14 protein-coding genes are annotated in these 18,259 nt (G+C 42.5%); 6 read left to right on the top strand and 8 right to left on the bottom strand.

Features of this window, described 5'->3' with window-relative positions; genetic code table 11:
* Positions 1 to 19 precede the first annotated feature (19 nt).
* The 4 genes from HCR01_RS12210 to HCR01_RS12195 form a co-directional block, all read right to left on the bottom strand.
* The gene (locus HCR01_RS12210) at positions 20 to 691 is read right to left on the bottom strand and encodes an ABC transporter ATP-binding protein (RefSeq protein WP_320073106.1); all 672 of its coding nucleotides are present in this window, start codon (positions 689 to 691) and stop codon (positions 20 to 22) included.
* A 329-nt stretch (positions 692 to 1,020) separates the two neighbouring features.
* Positions 1,021 to 2,292 carry an ABC transporter permease gene (locus HCR01_RS12205; protein WP_193196437.1) on the bottom strand — a complete coding sequence of 424 codons (1,272 nt, stop codon included), beginning with the start codon at positions 2,290 to 2,292 and terminating at the stop codon, positions 1,021 to 1,023.
* Positions 2,293 to 2,315: 23 nt separating this feature from the next.
* On the bottom strand, positions 2,316 to 3,875 hold the full coding sequence (locus tag HCR01_RS12200) for an efflux RND transporter periplasmic adaptor subunit (RefSeq protein ID WP_193196523.1): 1,560 nt from the start codon (positions 3,873 to 3,875) through the stop codon (positions 2,316 to 2,318).
* A gap of 112 nt (positions 3,876 to 3,987) precedes the next feature.
* On the bottom strand, positions 3,988 to 4,413 hold the full coding sequence (locus HCR01_RS12195; RefSeq protein ID WP_193196436.1) for a hypothetical protein: 426 nt from the start codon (positions 4,411 to 4,413) through the stop codon (positions 3,988 to 3,990).
* 623 nt (positions 4,414 to 5,036) lie between these two features.
* Between HCR01_RS12195 and HCR01_RS12190 the strand changes: the two genes are divergently transcribed.
* Positions 5,037 to 5,924, top strand: coding sequence for a tetratricopeptide repeat protein (locus HCR01_RS12190; protein WP_193196435.1), 888 nt, complete (start codon positions 5,037 to 5,039; stop codon positions 5,922 to 5,924).
* A gap of 177 nt (positions 5,925 to 6,101) precedes the next feature.
* Here the strand turns inward: HCR01_RS12190 and HCR01_RS12185 are convergent, their stop codons facing one another.
* Positions 6,102 to 6,506, bottom strand: coding sequence for a response regulator (locus tag HCR01_RS12185; protein WP_191756405.1), 405 nt, complete (start codon positions 6,504 to 6,506; stop codon positions 6,102 to 6,104).
* A gap of 464 nt (positions 6,507 to 6,970) precedes the next feature.
* Here HCR01_RS12185 and gyrA point away from each other — a divergent pair, with 464 nt between their 5' ends.
* From gyrA to HCR01_RS12170, 3 genes are all read left to right on the top strand, one after another.
* A complete protein-coding gene (gene gyrA, locus HCR01_RS12180; protein WP_193196434.1) occupies positions 6,971 to 9,487 on the top strand; it encodes a DNA gyrase subunit A in 2,517 nt (838 codons plus the stop codon).
* 8 nt (positions 9,488 to 9,495) lie between these two features.
* The gene (locus HCR01_RS12175) at positions 9,496 to 9,954 is read left to right on the top strand and encodes a GNAT family N-acetyltransferase (protein WP_193196433.1); all 459 of its coding nucleotides are present in this window, start codon (positions 9,496 to 9,498) and stop codon (positions 9,952 to 9,954) included.
* 376 nt (positions 9,955 to 10,330) lie between these two features.
* Complete coding sequence (locus HCR01_RS12170) at positions 10,331 to 10,516, top strand: chlorophyll a/b-binding protein (RefSeq protein WP_191756402.1); 186 nt, start codon at positions 10,331 to 10,333, stop codon at positions 10,514 to 10,516.
* A 138-nt stretch (positions 10,517 to 10,654) separates the two neighbouring features.
* Here the strand turns inward: HCR01_RS12170 and rpoD are convergent, their stop codons facing one another.
* The 3 genes from rpoD to gyrB form a co-directional block, all read right to left on the bottom strand.
* Positions 10,655 to 11,827 carry an RNA polymerase sigma factor RpoD gene (gene rpoD / locus HCR01_RS12165; RefSeq protein WP_191756401.1) on the bottom strand — a complete coding sequence of 391 codons (1,173 nt, stop codon included), beginning with the start codon at positions 11,825 to 11,827 and terminating at the stop codon, positions 10,655 to 10,657.
* Positions 11,828 to 13,456: 1,629 nt separating this feature from the next.
* Positions 13,457 to 14,104, bottom strand: coding sequence for a fasciclin domain-containing protein (locus HCR01_RS12160; protein WP_193196432.1), 648 nt, complete (start codon positions 14,102 to 14,104; stop codon positions 13,457 to 13,459).
* Between the two features lie 702 nt (positions 14,105 to 14,806).
* Positions 14,807 to 16,747 (bottom strand): DNA topoisomerase (ATP-hydrolyzing) subunit B, encoded by a 1,941-nt coding sequence (gene gyrB, locus HCR01_RS12155; protein WP_193196431.1) that lies wholly within the window; start codon positions 16,745 to 16,747, stop codon positions 14,807 to 14,809.
* Here gyrB and HCR01_RS12150 point away from each other — a divergent pair.
* A complete protein-coding gene (locus HCR01_RS12150; RefSeq protein ID WP_193196430.1) occupies positions 16,746 to 16,961 on the top strand; it encodes a hypothetical protein in 216 nt (71 codons plus the stop codon). The two genes, gyrB and HCR01_RS12150, sit on opposite strands and share 2 nt — an antisense overlap.
* A gap of 38 nt (positions 16,962 to 16,999) precedes the next feature.
* The gene (miaA, locus tag HCR01_RS12145) at positions 17,000 to 17,914 is read left to right on the top strand and encodes a tRNA (adenosine(37)-N6)-dimethylallyltransferase MiaA (protein WP_193196429.1); all 915 of its coding nucleotides are present in this window, start codon (positions 17,000 to 17,002) and stop codon (positions 17,912 to 17,914) included.
* Positions 17,915 to 18,259 lie beyond the last annotated feature (345 nt).

Raw genomic sequence — 18,259 nt, 5'->3', positions numbered from 1 at the left:
CCGAGTTTAATTTACAGAATCAGTTGACAATCATACCATCTTGGACTCGAATAATTTTTTTAGTTTGGGCTGCGATATCTGGTTCATGAGTAACAATCACAATTGTGATGCCTTGTTGATTAAGTTCCGTCAGTAAACTCATCACCTCGTGGGAAGTCTCAGTATCTAAAGCTCCCGTTGGCTCATCAGCCAAGACTAATGCAGGTCGGTTGACCAAAGCGCGAGCAATGGCTACCCGTTGTTGTTGTCCGCCAGAGAGTTGACTAGGACGATTGGAAATACGTTCCCCTAAACCCACTCTTTCTAAAGCTTCTAATGCTCTTTCACGGCGTTTTGGCTTTGGTAAATTGGCGTAAACCATCGGTAACATAACATTTTCCAGCGCTGTTGCCCGCGCCAACAAGTTAAATTGTTGGAAAACAAAACCTATTCTTTGGTTACGAATATACGCTAATTCATCATCGTCAAAAGTAGTCAGGTTTCTGCCTTCAAAAATATAGTGTCCAGTAGTGGGACGATCCAGACATCCCACAATATTCATCAACGTGGACTTACCCGAACCTGACGCACCCATAATAGAAACATATTCTCCCTCTTCAATGGAGAGTTGAATTCCTTTGAGTATAGGAACAGTGACTTCTCCTAAATAGTAAGTTTTAGTAATGGATTCCAGCCAAATCATCGTTGTCATAATTGAGTGCTGAGTAGTAAGTGCTGAAGCGCGGTAACGGGGCGTTTAGCCCGTGCTGAACGGTATTTCTTGAATGAATTGAACTATGAATTTGTGTCACGCAGAGCCGCAGCGAAAAGTCGGAGCGCCGGCTTCCGGCGATCTGAACTTTTCAAGACAGAGGCACAGAGAAGAGGAGTTTTAAAAACTGAATTTTTGAAAGTTTCATTCAGCAACGCCAATAAATTTCTCATTACTCTCTGCGTCTCTGCGCCCACCGAAGTTTTGAGCGGCGGAAGCCGCCGCTCAAACTTCTCTCTGCGTGAACCTTAAAATTCTTATTGCTAAGCTTAATCACTTCGTAAAGCCGTAATTGGATCTAATTTGGCGGCGTTTCGTGCTGGAATCACCCCAGCAATTAAGCCAACAGTCAACGAAAGTCCAAACCCAACAATTACTGACCATAAAGAAATGACAAACGGAAATTTAAAAATAGTTGCAGCAGCAAAAGCAATTAAAATGCCACTTACTATACCAATGCCTCCGCCAGCAATTGAAATTACGATCGCTTCGGCTAAAAATTGATTGAGGATTGCTGAATTGGTAGCTCCTACTGCTTTACGAATGCCGATTTCTCGCGTTCGTTCCACAACGGAAACCAGCATGATATTGGCAATACCAATGCCACCGACGACTAAAGAAATACCAGCGATCGCCACTACCATGACTGTAAATAAACCCACAACATTAGTGAAGGTGCTAACAATATCTGCTTGATTAGTCAGGCGGAAATCATCAGCTTGTGGTGGATAAATGTTATGACGCAGGCGTAAGAGATTGGTGACTTGAAACTGAGCAGCTTCTAACTGTTCTTGATTGGCACTTTTGACTAAAATGCCGCTTACAGAAACGCCCACCAGCGCATTGTTACCAACCAGTCTCTTCGACATACTAGTCAAAGGAATGAAAATTTGATCATCCCGATCCATCGGGCCCTGAGAACCTTTAGGTTCCATCACCCCAATCACTTCGTAAGCCTCTCCCTGAATCCGAATTTTCTCGCCGATAACATTACCACCCTGTCCAAAGAGTGTGCTTTGGACTGTAGGGCCAAGAATGGCAAACTGTGCAGCAGTATCTAGTTCTTCTTGAGTAAAAAATCTTCCTTGTTGGGGGTGAGTATTTCTCACTTCTGGGTAATTCAAATCTGTGCCATAAATGATTGTTGATGTGTTCTGTCCTGCATAAACAACTTGGGCGCTGCGTTGGAGATAAGCAGAAACAAGTTGAGCGGATGGTGCTTGTGTGGCGATCGCTTTAGCATCCTCCCAAGTTAAGGTACTGCTAGAACCTATCCCTTGACGGACATTTCCACTTCTGGCCGCCCCAGCCAAGATTTGCAACACATCTGTCCCCAACGCTTGTATTTGTTGCTCAACTCCCTTTTGCACACCCTGACCCACAGAGGTAATGGCAATGACTGAAGAAATCCCAATAATTACACCCAGCATAGTTAGTCCTGTGCGTAATTTGTTACTCCACAAAGTCTCTGCTGCCATTGTCAATATTTCCAGCAACGGCACTGTGCGGGTGTTTTTAACTTTGTAAAAGCCCTTAAACATATTGTTGTATTTAAAAAATAACTTTAAGGAGAACCACCGCGTTGAGAACGACCACCGCCTGATGAACGGCCACCCCCTCCTAAACCAGGAAAAACTCCTCCTCGTGGTGTTGATTGTGGTCGTGACCCTGGTGGGAAGCTGAGCAGCACTCTTTCGTTTCCTTGCAATCCAGATTTAACTTCAGTAAAGTTATTCGCGGTAACGCCAGTTTCGATGCGAGTGAACACAGGTCTATTATTCTGTCCAGCCACAAATACGCCTGTGGCATTTTCTTGGCGCACCACCGAGGCTGTTGGCACCACTAGGACATTTTCCGATTGACCGACTTGAAAATCTGCTGCTACATTCATCCCAGACCGCAATATATTTTGTGGGTCTGAGAGTGATACTCTGATTTCAAAACTGGTAACGTTTTGCTCCACTACAGATTGGGCAGCAATTTGGCTGACTTTACCTTCAAAGATTTTTCCTGGATAGGCATCTGCTTTAATCTTGACTTTTTGACCAAGGCTAATTTTAGAAATATTTGTTTCGGCTAAGTTGGCTACAACTTCATTTGTCGAAGCTAGAGACAAGATTGAAGAAGAAGTGGCAGAAGATACGTCACTACTAGCAGTTGTGGGAGTCACGAAAGCGCCTGGATCAGCATACTTCTTTGTCACCACACCATCAAAGGGTGCGCGAATAATTGTGTCATTGATTTGGGATTGGATATTTTGCAGCGAACCGCGAGCAGAAGTTACCTGAGCACGCGCAGCATCAATATCTTCTTGGCGCGTTCCGGCTTTTAGGAGTGCCAAAGCTTGCTGTCTCTGGTTCACTACAGCTCGTGCTTGCTCAATATCTTCTGGACGTGACCCGGCTTTTTGCAGAGCCAGTGCTTGCTGTGCTTCATTTACCTGCGCTTGAGCACTATCACGATCTGCACGGGTTTGATTAAGAGTCTGAAGGGAAATTCCTCCGGCATTGTAAAGTTGCTGATTGCGACGGAAATCATCTTCGGTTTTACGAAGGGCAGCTTGAGCGCTTTGTAAGCGAGCCTGTGCTTGGGCAATATCTTGAGAGCGATTACCTGCTTGTACCTTTTGCAGATTTGCCTGGGCTTCGTCCAGTTGTGCTTGTGATTGGGCAATATCTTGAGGGCGATTGCCTGCTTGGGCTTTTTGCAGATTCGCCTGGGCTTGTGCCAATTGTCCTTGAGCAGAGGTGAGTTGTCCTCGCAGATTGGAATCATCCATGTTAGCGACAATCTGTCCTTGTTTGACGGTATCCCCTTCCTTAACTAAAAGTGTCTTCAGGATGCCGGAGTTTTTCGGGCTGAGGTTGATTGACCGCTCAGGCTTTACTGTTCCGTTTGCTGAAACTGTAATTGTTAAGCTTTGCCTTTCTACAGGCTGTGTCAGTACCCGGCGTCTGGCTTCTTGGCGGGGAAGCACAGCTATTTGGTAATAAACTGCGTAGCCAATTCCACCCAAAAGGCAAAGAGCGATTAGCCAAGACAGCCAACGATTCTTTTTGCCTTTTTTTTTGACTTCGGGAATCAAAGCTGATGAATCTACAGGGGGTGATGTATCAATTTTCATATCCATATTTTTATTTTTAGTCGTAGAAGGAACGGCTACCAAGTTCGTTCATAACAGCTAGAACTATCAACTGGCAGCCTTATACTTATTATTTTTTTCAGTTTTTAATGTTTTAAAGGTTTATTTGGACTACTACCCCATTAGGAAGTCTAAAGTGACCATCGCGCACTCTAACTAATCTCCTTGCAGGAACAATTTCCTGAGTAGGAAGAAGAATATCCCCATTAGGAAGTCTGAAATAACCTTGATTACGCAATCTGACTATCCTCCTTGCAGGAACAATTTGCCCATTGGAATATCTGATGTCACCATTCCGAAGTCTAACTATTCTTGCTCTAGGTTCATTGTTGCGGTTCCAATTATGTCTGTTTATAGGAGTTCGATTCCTATAGTTGCGTCTGCCGTCGCGATCCCAATTTTGATCGCGTTCACCAACAACGTAGACTTTTGTCTGGGCATTTGCAGGCATAGACAAGATAGTTGGAACAATGATTAAGGCAGCAGCTAAGACTAAGGATGCACGGTTTCGTTTCAACATAGAATTGACTCCTTATTTGCACTAAAGTTTTATTGTGCTGAGGTTTTGATTAAGCAATCTTCCTATTTATTAATAGAATCCTCGTATAAATTCATACAATATAATTATCTGTTAAAAAGTCAAAACCTATGTATGACCAAAGTCACTAGTAATTGCCAACTCATATATGACCAAAGTCACCAATTTTGCTCAAGCGATAGTCACAGACTAATCTACGTTGTGTTTTGCAATTTTTGATAAACTTGATGATGATTAGTTAATGTGATCGCTCTGCTCAGTTTTATAAGCAAAACAATCAAAATTTAGCTAAAGCATATTGCCAAAATAATTCAGACAAATCTATCTAAAAATAGGTTTTAGAAGTATTAATCAGGTTCACTATCCTAGGTTGGGATATCCACGTCTCCCAACAAAGACGCTCTTGCTAGCTTGCTTCCCCGTAAAGGTGCAAGACAACACTCAGCACGGGCTAAACCATAGCTATCCGTGCTTTAGCACTCAGCAAGCCAGTCTCAAGATGGTGGATTTTTCCTCCAGAAGTTATAAAATTTTGATGCGGTCAACAGCGGAGATCGTTTAAGCTAACTGAAAGATTCTTTGATTTGTGGCTAAGAGGCGGTAGTGTGCCCAAACATGTTCGTTTGATTTCTCTTCTGGTTGTCTGTAGTTTGTGGAGTATGCCAAAATCTGCTCACGCACAGGCACTCATCCCTCATACACTGCAACTTGATGCAGCGAAGTTGGAGAAGCAGGGGTTGAGTCTAGCCCAGGAGGCGGCTCAACTGGCTCAGTTTCAACAGGTTGAGTTAGCTATGCCACGAGCGCGGCTGGCCACTCAACTGGCTCCTAAGAATGATAAAGTATGGTTGCTGTTAGGTGGATTGCAATTGCAAACTAAAGAGTTTGATAGTGCGATCGCAACTCTGAAAAAGGCCCAATCTCTCAACCCCAAAAATCCTGACATTCTGTTTGCTTTAGGCTCAGTTAGTTTTCAGCAGAAAAATTACCAAGCGGCGGTTGATAATTACCAAGCGGGTTTGAAGTTAAAACCCAACGATCCAGAAGGGTTATTTGATTTAGGTAATGCTTACTATTTGTTGGGTCGATTGCCTGACGCGATCGCCCAGTATAATAAAGCCGTCTCACAAGATAAAAAATTCTGGCCAGCACTTAACAATATTGGTTTAATCAACTACGAGCAAGGCGATACCCAAGCGGCGATTAAGCAATGGCAAACTGCTGTTACGCTTGATAAGCAAGCCGCAGAACCTTTATTAGCATTGGCAGTAGCACTATATACTAAAGGCGATCGCCAACAAGGACTAACTTTAGGAGAAGCTGCACTTCGTATAGATCAGCGCTATGCTAATTTAGATTTTCTGAAAGAAAATCTCTGGGGTCAACGTTTACTTACTGATACGAAGAAATTCCTAGAATTACCCCGTATTCAAGCAGCCCTACAGGAACGGGAAAACTCATCATCAACCCCAAGGCTTCAGCCTACTCAATAGGAGAGATACAAGTCAGGAGTTATGAGTTAAACATTTCAACTCATAACTCAGTCAGAGAACTTTTCTATTAATACTTGCCTAATACCACCTTTTCATAGTACATATATACTGATAAAGAGAGGAAATAGTCACCTAAAAGATTTGCGGGGGATTATTCCTGAAATAAGTCGTTAATTCTCAGTGGTCGTCTTTGGGTAGAAGTGCGGTGATTTGGTCAACAAACTGTTGATGGTCAACAACTGGCTTAGAAATGTAGCCATCAGCACCGCTTTGTTTAAGGAAGTTCTCGCGATCGCCTTCCATAGCGTGCGCCGTTACCAAAATAACAGGTAAATTTGCTGTTTTTGGATCGGATTTCAACATTTGTGTAATCTTGATTCCATCTACAGACTTACCCTGGTAAACACTTCTGGACAGAGAAACATCCATCAAAATTAGGTCGGCTTCTCCTGATTGGGCAATTTTTATTACTTCTTCAACATTTTCTGTGTGTTTCACATCCAAGCCACCGCGCTTGGACAAAATCTTGGAAAAAACGCGAGCATTAATCAGATCGTCTTCAACAATTAAAACGGTTTTCATGAGAATTTTATTTATAGAGGTGAGGGGGATTCAAGGATTTCCAAAGTTCTGAGCTTAGAAAGTCTCTGCACCCAGCGGGATCTTGCTACAGAATTTTCTGAAAATCACCAAACTTCTTTTCGCCCTGGGAATTAGCAAAGCTATTACCGTCCTTCGGTGTTCAGAGTTTTCGGAAACTGCCACTCCGATTTATTTCAAAATCAAACAACACAATCATGGAAATTATTCTGGTAACTGACTATGTGCAATCTTTAAGCAAGAGCAGATTACCACTTGATCAAAAAATTTATTTGCCTCCTTTTTAATAGTGAATCTATATCCCCGTCATCAAGGATAATACTACTGCTTTTTATCATTTGACTATCAAGATTGTTTTAGGAATCCCATTTCATCCGTTATGCTGTGTTTGCTACAGTGTTCAGTTGCAGCGGTTTTTGTGTAGTTAAAATTCAGGGAAAAAACTCATGGCAAAACAGTTAAACCTTCTCCCTACGGGACAGGTCATTACAACAGCCCTGCACACCGAGATGCAACGGTCTTACCTAGAATATGCCATGAGTGTGATTGTTGGGCGAGCGTTACCAGACGTGCGCGATGGCTTAAAGCCAGTTCACCGCCGCATTTTGTATGCGATGCATGAACTCGGTTTGACACCAGATAGACCATATCGGAAATGTGCCCGTGTAGTGGGAGATGTGCTTGGTAAGTATCACCCCCACGGCGATCAAGCAGTTTATGATGCCTTAGTCAGGCTAGTGCAGGAATTTTCTAGCCGCTATCCCTTGCTGGCAGGACATGGTAACTTTGGCAGTGTCGATAATGACCCACCAGCGGCGATGCGCTACACAGAAACGCGTCTCTCACCCATCAGCCATGAGGGAATGCTGGCAGAAATTGGGGAAGAAACTGTAGAATTTATTGGCAACTTCGATAATTCCCAGCAAGAACCGACAGTTTTACCTGCTCAGTTACCGTATCTGTTGCTCAATGGTTGCACTGGTATTGCCGTAGGGATGGCGACGAATATTCCACCGCACAACTTGGGGGAAATAGTCGATGGCTTAATTGCCTTAATTGATCAGCCGGATTTGTCAGATGAAAAATTATTCGAGCTAATTCCAGGGCCAGATTTTCCCACTGGCGGAGAAATTATCAGTGAGGTGGGAATTCGTGAGGCATACACCACAGGGAAAGGTGGAATTGTGCTGCGGGGAGTTGCCAATCTAGAAGAAATTCCAGCCACTAGGGGAAGCAAGCGGCGGACGGCAATTATCATCACAGAATTGCCTTATCAAGTAAATAAAGCAGGCTGGATTGAAAAAGTCGCGGATTTAGTAAATCAAGGACGCTTGCAAGGAATTTCTGATCTTCGGGATGAAAGCGATCGCGAAGGTATGCGAGTAGTAATTGAACTAAAACGCGATGTTAATCCTCAAGAAGTTCTCCAGCATTTGTATCACCAGACCGCTTTGCAAATAAATTTTGGGGCGATTCTCTTAGCTTTGGTGAATGGACAACCACGCCAGTTAAGCTTACGGCAAATGTTGCAGGAGTTTTTGATTTTCCGGGAGCAGACGCTTAACCGCCGCTACAGTTACGAGTTAGGTAAAGCAGAAAGTCGGTTGCACGTAGTGGAAGGTTTGCTGAAAGCGCTGTCTCACCTGGATCAGGTAATTGAAATTTTACGGCAAGCTGCCGACGGCAGTACGGCAAAAATTAATCTTTGTAGCCGACTGGATTTGAGTGAGGTACAAGGAGATGCAATTCTGGCTATGCCATTGCGCCGCCTCACCAGTTTAGAACAGCAAAACTTGCAACAAGAATTTGAGCAACTCAGCGAGCAAATTGAGTTGTTACGTCGATTACTGGATGATCGCCGAGAATTACTCAAAGTCCTGAAAAAAGATTTGCGATCGCTCAAGCGCAAATACAGTGATTCCCGACGTACTAAGCTAGCGCTTACCAGTAGCGAGAAGTTACCGAAAAGTAAAGAAGCCGATATCGTCGTTGGGCAAAAAACTAAAGGAGCCGAAGCTGAGCCGGAAAATCTCCAATTTGCAGAGCCTCCAGAAGAGACAGTTTTAGAATTTACCCAACGAGGGTATGTACGCCGCACTCTACCGTCTGCTAAAAAGCCGAAAGCAGAAAATGGTCTGCACGATAATGACTTTATTATCCAAAGCGAGTTAACTGACACACACAAAGAATTGTTAATACTAACCAGTGGTGGAAAAGTCTATCCTGTCAAAGTAGGAGAAATTCCCCCAACAACTGGACGTTCTCCAAGAGGAAGACCATTGATCACCATGCTTAGTACTACTGCTCAAGGTGCTCAAGAACCAGTGATCAACCGCTTTTTGCTGCCGGAAAATCTTGAAACTAAACAGATGATTTTCCTGACAAAACAGGGACGAATTAAGCGCCTATCTCTTGGGGAATTTACTAACTTGACTCGTCGCGGCATTACAATTTTGAAGCTTAAAGAAGATGATGAATTGTTATTTGCCCAATTCACTACTACAAAGGAAAATCTAATTTTAGCCAGTTCCGGTGGACGCTTGTTGAAGTTCGCGGTGAATGATGAACAGTTGCCTATTATGGGTCGTACTGCAATGGGTTTGCAAGCATTACGGCTACGGAAAAATGAACAAATGATTGGTTGTGTAACCGTGAGCGGGGAAGATCAATTGTTACTCGTTACTCAAGAGGGATACGCCAAGCGCATCCCTGCGAGTCAGCTAAAACGGGCTAATCGTGGTGATTTAGGCACGCAAGCGCTAAGATTTACCAGCAAAACCGATAACTTAGCTGGTATGGTAATGGCCACCTCCGGTGAGATAGCCCTACTAACGAATAAAGAGCGAGTAGTGCGGATACCCGTGGAAACAGTGCCGATCTTAGGCAGAGATGTTAAAGGTGAAAGCATGCTCCAACTCAACCGCGATGAAAAAGTGATCACTGTTGTCGAAGTGCGCTCATAACAAGAGTTATGTTCAATCTACGACAAGCCAACTTGCAGGATTTAGAGGCACTTGTCGATTTGCGCCTTGAACTCCTGCGCGAAGTTGGAGACATTAAAGGTGACACTGACACAGCAGCGTTAGCACAATCAACTCGAAATTATTTTGTAGAAAAAATGCCCCAAGGTGAGTTTTTGGCTTGGGTGGCTGAGGTGGATAATCAAATTGTTGCCACTAGCGGCTTGGTATTTTTTCAAAGACCTCCGCACAACGGCAATTTATCAGGATTAGAAGCTTACGTCATGAACGTTTATACAGTTCCTCCGTGGCGCGGTAAAGGAATTGCTACAGCACTCTTAAAACAAATTAACAGCTTTGTCAGGACAACTGAGGCAAAACGTATATGGCTTCACGCTACCCAGGATGGTAAGCGTATCTACGAAAAGCTTAGTTTTGCTTCAACGACAAAAGAGATGGAGATTGTCTGATACTAATCTAAGTGTTTTTGAATCTAGGCATTTTCATTAAATGCTAAAAATTTTAAACTACAGCAGGTTTTAGAAGAATAGACCACAGTAGGGTGGGCATTGCAATACCCACCCTACAAGCTAAAGTAGTTGATAAATAATATCAATAAAGATATATTATTGTATTGCTGATAGCAAAAGTCTGCATACTCTTTATTTAACTTCAGCAAATCCACCTGGAGACTGATGTTTAAAACAGAGTTTGCAGTTAATTCTCTTTATGTCAAGCAATAGCAACAAAAGTATAAAAAACTTGTTGCAATTATAAAATTTTTTGTTATATTAGTTTACAGAAAGCAATAATCCTTAGCAAATTTAATTTGGAGCGCCTACCACCATGACAAATGCAACTACAACAAAAGTTACCACTCCTGTAATAGAAGATCGCAACGCTTGGCGTTGGGGCTTTACCCCACAAGCAGAAGTTTGGAACGGTCGTTTGGCAATGATTGGCTTTTTAGCAGCCGCTTTAATTGAGCTTTTCTCTGGTCAAGGCTTTTTACATTTTTGGGGCATCCTGTAGATTTTAAAATGTCAAGATGACCTATAAATAAAAAAACCTGGAGTGCTGATTCACTACCAGGTTTTTTATTTTTTGTCCTTTGTCATCTGTCCTTGGTCATTTGTCTAAAGCTAATGACAAATGACAAATGACTCTTAACTACCGAATATATTCCTTGAGAACGCTGTTACGATTCGGATGGCGTAACTTGCGGAGTGCCTTCGCCTCAATTTGACGAATCCGTTCGCGAGTAACATTGAAAATCTGTCCAATTTCCTCAAGAGTTTTCATCCGTCCATCATCCAAACCGTAGCGGAGTCTGAGAACATCACGTTCGCGGGGACTGAGGCTATCGAGGACTTTTTCAAGATCTTCGCGCAGGAGGTTTTTAGATACTTGATCTTCTGGTGTCTCGCCATCAGATTCAATAAAATCGCCCAATCGAGAATCTTCTTCTTTCCCAATGGGCGTTTCTAATGAAATAGGTAACTGGGCGGACTTAGCAATAAACCGCAACTTCTCAATGGTCATTTCCATGCGAGTGGCGATTTCTTCTTCAGTAGGTTTGCGACCCATTTCTTGAGATAGTAGCTTGGTAGTTTTCTTAATCCGAGAAATGGTTTCATAAAGGTGAACCGGAAGACGAATAGTGCGGGATTGGTCTGCGATCGCCCTGGTAATTGCTTGACGAATCCACCATGTAGCGTAGGTAGAAAACTTATAACCTTTTTCGTGGTCAAACTTTTCCGCAGCGCGAATCAAACCAAGACTACCTTCTTGAATTAAATCTTGGAAGGATAAGCCACGATTCATATACTTCTTAGCAATTGAAACCACAAGGCGCAGGTTCGATTGCACCATCTTATCTTTCGCTCTGCGACCAACATGCAGGCGATAACGAAAAGCTGGCAATGGCAATTGTACCGCTTCTGCCCATTCACTATCTTTAGGATCGCGTTCCAACTGTTCGCAAAGTCGTTCCCGCACCCTCTCTAATTCAAGTAAATCGGCTATTTTCCGCGCCAATTCAATTTCTTCATCTGCCCGCAACAGCCGAATTCTACCAATCTCTTGCAAGTAAAGCCGAATCGAATCTTCGGTATAGTGCTTTTTCTTGCTTTGTGTCCGACGACGCGATTTAGCGGCTTTTCCAGACTTTGCGTCGTCCTCATCAGACTGAGGCTCTAAAAACTCATCAATTTCGCCATCATCCGTGATCAGCAAGTCCTCTTCATCTTCGATTAAGAGTTCTTCTAACTCGAGCTCAGGCTGATTTATTATTTCTAGGTCAGGCTGATATATGCTTTCGAGTACGTTGTTAGCCTGGTTCATGCCGCGTTCCTCATGCTCCTTGCAGAATCAATTACTCAAGATGTGTTTACTGCTCTTTTAATCGAGCTGGTTGCTAACCGAAAATAGATTTTTTGGCTGATTTGCCAGAATTATTTTCGGAACTTTTACGCCTCCCGAAGGAGGGGTTTTTCACTTTATTTTAAGCTACTGCTGAAGGTGACTGGCTCACCTTAGTCAATATTGTATGTATTGCTCTCGCACACACATCCTAACTGACTAGTCAAAAAAAAGCCTTGATCAAAAAATTTGCCACTCCATACAAACGTATTAAGACTGATGGCAGATTTCCCTATAAAGACTGTTCCGATTGTAGCCTGTTTCACAGAAATTGCACTCTCTTTGTGTGTTAATCATGAAGTCATTAAGCAAAGTAAAGCCCCTTTTACCAAAAAGATATTAAAAAGAGTAGGTATATCCTTAAATTTTTTCTCAACCTTTTCGGAATTGCAGTGGCATTTTCATTACATTAATAAAGTATCTACACTTGGTTCTAGGCAATCTCAGGTTTTATATAATACCTGAATTACTTAGATTCAGCGCATTTTATGTTAACTCAGAAGAGAAGCATTAATGCACACATTTTTACGTTTCCTTCATAAATCACTCAGTCTGTAGAGTAAAGTGTTGCTCTCCCTTGAGCGAGATCTCATGGGGGTAATAGTGCGGGTGCCAACCTTTTTTTTTTGCTAATTACCTTAACTGAGGAGTTGAGGCTGCGGCATAATATGCCATTGAGCAGATCAATTTAGATTTAACTAATTTGGTCTTATCCCCAGGTTAGCGCACTGCTGAGATTTCAGCCCTATGAAACTTGACAAACTCTTATTATTGTATCCAACGATATTTTAATCAATTCAGAAGCGATTTGACATTAGAGATCATCGATATTAGCCTACTTAAGGCAAAAGTACATTGGATACATGCAACATAATAGCTGTTGCCACAGGTATGAGAAGATATTAGCAAGTTTTCAGCTTGATGTTATCTGCTTCAATCTGCGATCGCTTTTGAGTATAGAAAACTTAGAGTATTAGGTTTTAACTTAAGGGCAAAATTTTTGCGTAATTAAGCTGTAACCTTTAATACTTTTAATCCAGTAAGTTGTTGTCATCTCACGATGATAAATTCTTAAGTTACTTATTAACTGCTATTTGGTAAATGATATACAGCTTTGTTCTTCAAGCATAACAAATGCGTTTCTAGCTAATGCGCGATATTAATTACAAAGTTAGCGCCAGGACTTGTTACCTACTACTCAACTTTTGCTGGAATTGACGCATCTGTTAGTGTCGATACATTAGTTTTTCAAAAACATTGACAAAAAACGAATTTCATGAATTTTATCTTACTAAGAAATATAAAATTTTTGTAATTAATATTTATGTAATTTATTTGAATAGGCCACACCTAGGCGCAGAATATATTGCATTAGTGTCAACTTAAGCCGAAATCCTTTTAAAATCTCGTTGCCAGGTATAACCCGGAAATGTTCCTCATGGCGATGCTGTGAATTCGGGAGTTTCTACCTCCCAAATAGGTATTCCCAGTTTAAAACTGGGAACAAGATAATCTCTCAAAGCTTTCTGGTTTAATAGCTTTTGATAAAAACTACCTTGGTGTTGGGGTAGCGTTTAAACTTGCAGGAAAATTGGATGGCAGAATTACCTTATCTACTACGTGGACAATGCCGTTGCTAGCTGGGATGTCTGGCTGAGTCACTCTAGCATCGTTGACTGTGACTGTTTTGTTAGCAGGATTAACCGTTATTTTAACGGGAGTACCCTCAACTGTTTTGACTTGTCCAGATGTCAATTGCTTAGAGGTTATTCGTCCAGGTATAACGTGATAAGCCAGAAGCCTGATTAATTGTTGTTTGTTTGCTGGCTGTAAGAGATTGTCTAAAGTACCTTTTGGTAAAGCAGCGAAGGCAGCGTCAGTAGGCGCGAATACTGTGTTAGGCCCTTGTGCAGCCAATTGTTCAGTTAAGCCTGCGGCTTGCACTGCGCGTGTAAGGGTTTGAAACTGTCCTTGATTAGCTGCTGATTTTGCCAGTTCTGCGAAATTTTGGTTGGTTGTTGCACCAGTCGGAGTTGGCGTAACCGGAGGAATGGTGGCTGTCGGAGTTGGCGTAACCGGAGGAACGGTTGTTGTTGGTGTTTCCGTTACAGGCTGAGCACAGGCAGACAGAGCAACAAGACTACCTACACTAATAATATTGAACAATGTTTTTCCTACTATGCCTTTGCTCGCTTTCATACTTTTGCCTACAATCGAGTTAAATAGAGAATTATTGACAATAATTAACGAATTTCTGGATATAGTCACTAATCTAGCGACGTAGTTTTGTAGAATGAGAAATATTTACACAAGGATTTTGCTATTTTGCTATTTTGTCATCTGCTAAAAGAGGTAGGTTTAAGTTATGAAATTTTTCTGTTGAAGTAGATTGAGCAGATCTCTTGCATAAATGCTTAAAATGTCATGTTGAGCGGAGCGAAACACAAGAGTGAGATTCTTTCTTGCGGAACCAAGGCGTAGCTTGGCTTTTGCGTAGGGGGGTACTCTCCACTGCGTTCCGCACACTGCGGAATCTTGCTACAGAATGACATTCCTGACTGATATTTGGACTTTTGCAATAGACTCCATAAGCTACGCTCACAAGGAACAATGAAAGTAGACTTTTAAGGCAGGTCTAGTATAAAAAAGGTAATGCTTAACAGGTTTTAACCCATTAAGCATTACTAAGCTCACAGAGCATCAAAAGTATTGAGAGAATAATTAGTAATTTGTAATTGAAGTGCAGAGCAACTAAATTTATTGATGTAGAAGAGGAAACTCTTTCCATATCTCAAGCTACCAACTGTCTTCTACGGAGTAATAATTACGAATTACATAGCTTGTTTCTCACGCCTAGACGAGTACTACTAATTACAAATTATTTTGACAGGAAATTGATATTTAGATATCTAAATCCGTGAAGTTGAGTTTAGAACCATAGGTTTCGATGAATTCACGTCTTGGTGCTACACGATCGCCCATTAAAATTGTAAAAATGCGATCAGCTTCGGCTGCATCCTCAATTTCCACTTGCTTGAGGGTACGGCTTTCTGGGTTCATTGTAGTTTCCCAGAGTTGTGTTGGCATCATTTCACCCAAACCTTTGAAGCGTTGAATGTTGTAATTAGCGTTGGCAGGCAGTGTGGCGAGGTGCTGTTGCAGTTCGCGATCGCTATAACAATACTGTGGCATACTGCGTCCCCGTTCTACTTTAAATAGTGGTGGACAAGCAATATATATGAAACCTTGTTCGATCAGCGCTCGCTGATACCGATAGAAGAAAGTTAACAATAGTGTACGGATGTGCGCCCCGTCTACGTCAGCATCAGTCATGATAACTATGCGATGATAGCGTAGCTGGGTGGAGTCGAATTCATCACCTTTGACACCCAAACCAAGGGCTGTAATTAACGCTTGGACTTCATTATTTTTGTAGATTTTGGCGTCGTCAGTTTTCTCAATGTTGAGAATTTTACCACGTAGGGGCAGGATCGCTTGAGTTCGGCGATCGCGTCCTTGTTTAGCACTTCCGCCTGCTGAGTCGCCTTCCACAATATAGATTTCCGACTCGCTAGGATCACGAGAACTGCAATCTGCTAACTTACCTGGTAATGGTGAAGATTCTAGTACAGATTTGCGCCGTACTAACTCCCGCGCGTGGCGAGCTGCTTCTGCGGCTTTAAAAGCTTGGATAGCTTTATCTAAAATTGAGTCTGCTATGGCAGGATGAAATTCTAGATATTCGGTTAATACTTCTCCCACTAAAGAATCAACAATACCCCGCACTTCAGTATTGCCGAGTTTGGTCTTAGTTTGTCCTTCAAATTCGGGATCGGGAACTTTGACGGAAATAACAGCAGTCAGACCTTCACGAACATGTTCCCCGCTGAGGTTAGGTTCATTGTCTTTTATTTTATTGCGCTTGCGGGCGATCGCATTTAATGTTCGAGTTAGAACCGCTTTTAAACCTTCTAAGTGCGTACCACCATCAACCGTACGAATATTGTTAGCAAAGCCCAGCACATTATCCGTATAAGCATCAGTACACCACTGCAAGGATACTTCTACTTGTACGTTATTGCGTTCTCCCTGCACATAGATGATTTCTTCATGCAAGGGCTGCTTCTCACGGTTCATGTAAGCAATATACTCTTTGATGCCACCCTTGTACTCGTAGGTTTCTATCCTGGGTGTATCGCTTTTTAGCAGTTCCAGACGGTTGTCAGTAAAAGTAATTCTGACACCTGCATTCAAATACGCCAACTCTCGCAGGCGACCTGATAAAGTTATGTAATCAAACTCAATGCTATTGGTAAAGATTTGAGTATCTGGCTTGAAGGTGACAGAAGTTCCGGTTCTAGCCTCTTTGTAGGGCTTGACTTGCAGATCCGTAACTGGAACACCCCGTTCATAGCGCTGGATATGAATCTTTTTATCTCGCCAAACTGTAACTTCCACTACCTCAGAAAGGGCGTTAACAACAGAAATCCCAACCCCATGCAATCCACCAGAAACCTTGTAGCCACCGCCACCAAACTTACCCCCAGCATGGAGTACCGTCATCACCGTTTCTAAAGCCGATTTCCCTGTTCGCGAGTGAGTATCGATAGGAATACCGCGACCATCATCTGTTACAGATACGGAACCATCAGCGTTGATCTCCACCTCTATATGAGTGCAGTAACCCGCTAAAGCCTCATCGATTGAATTGTCCACCACCTCGTAAACTAAATGGTGGAGTCCTCGCGGCCCCGTAGTACCAATGTACATCCCTGGTCGTTTACGGACGGCTTCCAGACCTTCCAGAACTTGAATCTGATCGGCACTGTAACTGCTCGTCATGAAAATTCTCCTGATGCGTGGGGTTGAACTCGCCAAAAGGCAAACAAAAGTCAAAACACTCCAAAATTGTAACACAAAAGCCTTGGTGGCGACTGTAGGGCAATTTAAAGAGAAGTTTATCTGGGGGTTGCACTCTAGTATAGAGATGGCTGGGGGAGCAGTGGGGACTGAGGACTGGGGACTGGGAGGCGTAGCCCATTGCGAATTGGTTTGACTCTTGACCCTTGACAAATGACCAATGACTAATGACTAATGACTAAATTGATTGTAATTTGTGGTGCAACAGCAACAGGTAAGTCAGGGTTGGCTTTGGCTTTGGCTTTGCGGTTGGGTTCTGTCATTCTCAGTGCAGATTCTCGTCAAGTTTACCGTGAGTTTGATATTGGTACGGCTAAACCAACTTTGGCTGAACAGAAATTAGTGCCGCACTACTTAATAGATATCTGCGATCCGAGAAACATAATGACGGTAGCAGACTACCAAGAACAAGCACAAGCTTTAATTAATTTCCCCCCTCATCTTCCCTACTCTCCCCCTCTGTTGTTGATTGGTGGCACAGGTTTGTACATACGTTCCATTGTTCAAGGGATGAAGATTCCTAGGGTTGCACCACAAACGGAGTTGCGATCGCAACTCGAATCTTTAGGTCAACCTCAACTCTATGCGATGTTACAACAAGTTGATCCAGTTGCCACACAAAAAATTCATCCCCATGATTCAGTGCGAACTTTAAGAGCATTGGAGGTATATTATGTGACTGGGCATCCGATTTCAGAACAGCAAGGGGAGAATCCACCGAATTATCCGATTTTGCAAATTGGCTTAGATTGCGATGTACAAAGGTTGGGCGATTATATTAAACACCGTACTGAGCAAATGATAACAAACGGATTGGTTGCTGAACTAGAGTATCTTTGTCAAAAATATGGTGCTGATTTGTCTTTGTTAAATACTTTAGGATATCAAGAAATCAAGCAATATTTAGCTGGGGATATTTCTTTAGATGAAGCGAAAGAATTAATAGTTTTGCATACCCGGCAATTTGCCAAGCGACAACGCACTTGGTTTATAGCATATCCACAAATTGAATGGTTTAATGCGGATGCTCCTGATTTGTTAGAGAAAGTTTGGCAGCGTGTGCAGGATTTTATAGAGAATACTAACTAATAGTGTCAGGATCAACGCCCATTGCTCGTAGTCTTTCTGCTAGTAATTGGGCGCGTTGTTCAGCTTGTTCAGCAGGTTGTCTTTCTTGCTCTTCATCCGGTATTTAAAAGCGTTATTTCTAGATTAGTTGATTATCCCTTAAACAAACAAATACAAGTGATGCGATCGCTCTTTACTCACCCTTGACTGCTATTGTTGCAATAATAGAGATTACAGCCGTCTAACAAAGCCTGCAAAATGCCATGACAGACGCAGCAGTTAGCATTTCCCCCGCCGGTATCGAAACTCTTGAGTAGTTTTACACCTTTAGAGAGCGAACCGAGGTTTTAGATTACAATAATAACT

Source organism: Nostoc sp. MG11, assembly GCF_014904695.1.
Classification (GTDB): domain Bacteria; phylum Cyanobacteriota; class Cyanobacteriia; order Cyanobacteriales; family Nostocaceae; genus Komarekiella.
Note: the sequence above shows the minus strand (reverse complement) of the source record. Positions and strands in the feature narration are given on the sequence as shown.

What these genes read in the sequence shown, in the direction of transcription:
- HCR01_RS12210 (WP_320073106.1), bottom strand. Translation starts at nt 691, where the DNA reads ATGACAACGATGATTTGGCTGGAATCCATTACTAAAACTTACTATTTA.
- HCR01_RS12205 (WP_193196437.1), bottom strand. Translation starts at nt 2,292, where the DNA reads ATGTTTAAGGGCTTTTACAAAGTTAAAAACACCCGCACAGTGCCGTTG.
- HCR01_RS12200 (WP_193196523.1), bottom strand. Translation starts at nt 3,875, where the DNA reads ATGAAAATTGATACATCACCCCCTGTAGATTCATCAGCTTTGATTCCC.
- HCR01_RS12195 (WP_193196436.1), bottom strand. Translation starts at nt 4,413, where the DNA reads ATGTTGAAACGAAACCGTGCATCCTTAGTCTTAGCTGCTGCCTTAATC.
- HCR01_RS12185 (WP_191756405.1), bottom strand. Translation starts at nt 6,506, where the DNA reads ATGAAAACCGTTTTAATTGTTGAAGACGATCTGATTAATGCTCGCGTT.
- gyrA (WP_193196434.1), top strand. Translation starts at nt 6,971, where the DNA reads ATGGCAAAACAGTTAAACCTTCTCCCTACGGGACAGGTCATTACAACA.
- HCR01_RS12175 (WP_193196433.1), top strand. Translation starts at nt 9,496, where the DNA reads ATGTTCAATCTACGACAAGCCAACTTGCAGGATTTAGAGGCACTTGTC.
- HCR01_RS12170 (WP_191756402.1), top strand. Translation starts at nt 10,331, where the DNA reads ATGACAAATGCAACTACAACAAAAGTTACCACTCCTGTAATAGAAGAT.
- rpoD (WP_191756401.1), bottom strand. Translation starts at nt 11,827, where the DNA reads ATGAACCAGGCTAACAACGTACTCGAAAGCATATATCAGCCTGACCTA.
- HCR01_RS12160 (WP_193196432.1), bottom strand. Translation starts at nt 14,104, where the DNA reads ATGAAAGCGAGCAAAGGCATAGTAGGAAAAACATTGTTCAATATTATT.
- HCR01_RS12150 (WP_193196430.1), top strand. Translation starts at nt 16,746, where the DNA reads ATGAAAATTCTCCTGATGCGTGGGGTTGAACTCGCCAAAAGGCAAACA.
- gyrB (WP_193196431.1), bottom strand. Translation starts at nt 16,747, where the DNA reads ATGACGAGCAGTTACAGTGCCGATCAGATTCAAGTTCTGGAAGGTCTG.
- miaA (WP_193196429.1), top strand. Translation starts at nt 17,000, where the DNA reads ATGACTAAATTGATTGTAATTTGTGGTGCAACAGCAACAGGTAAGTCA.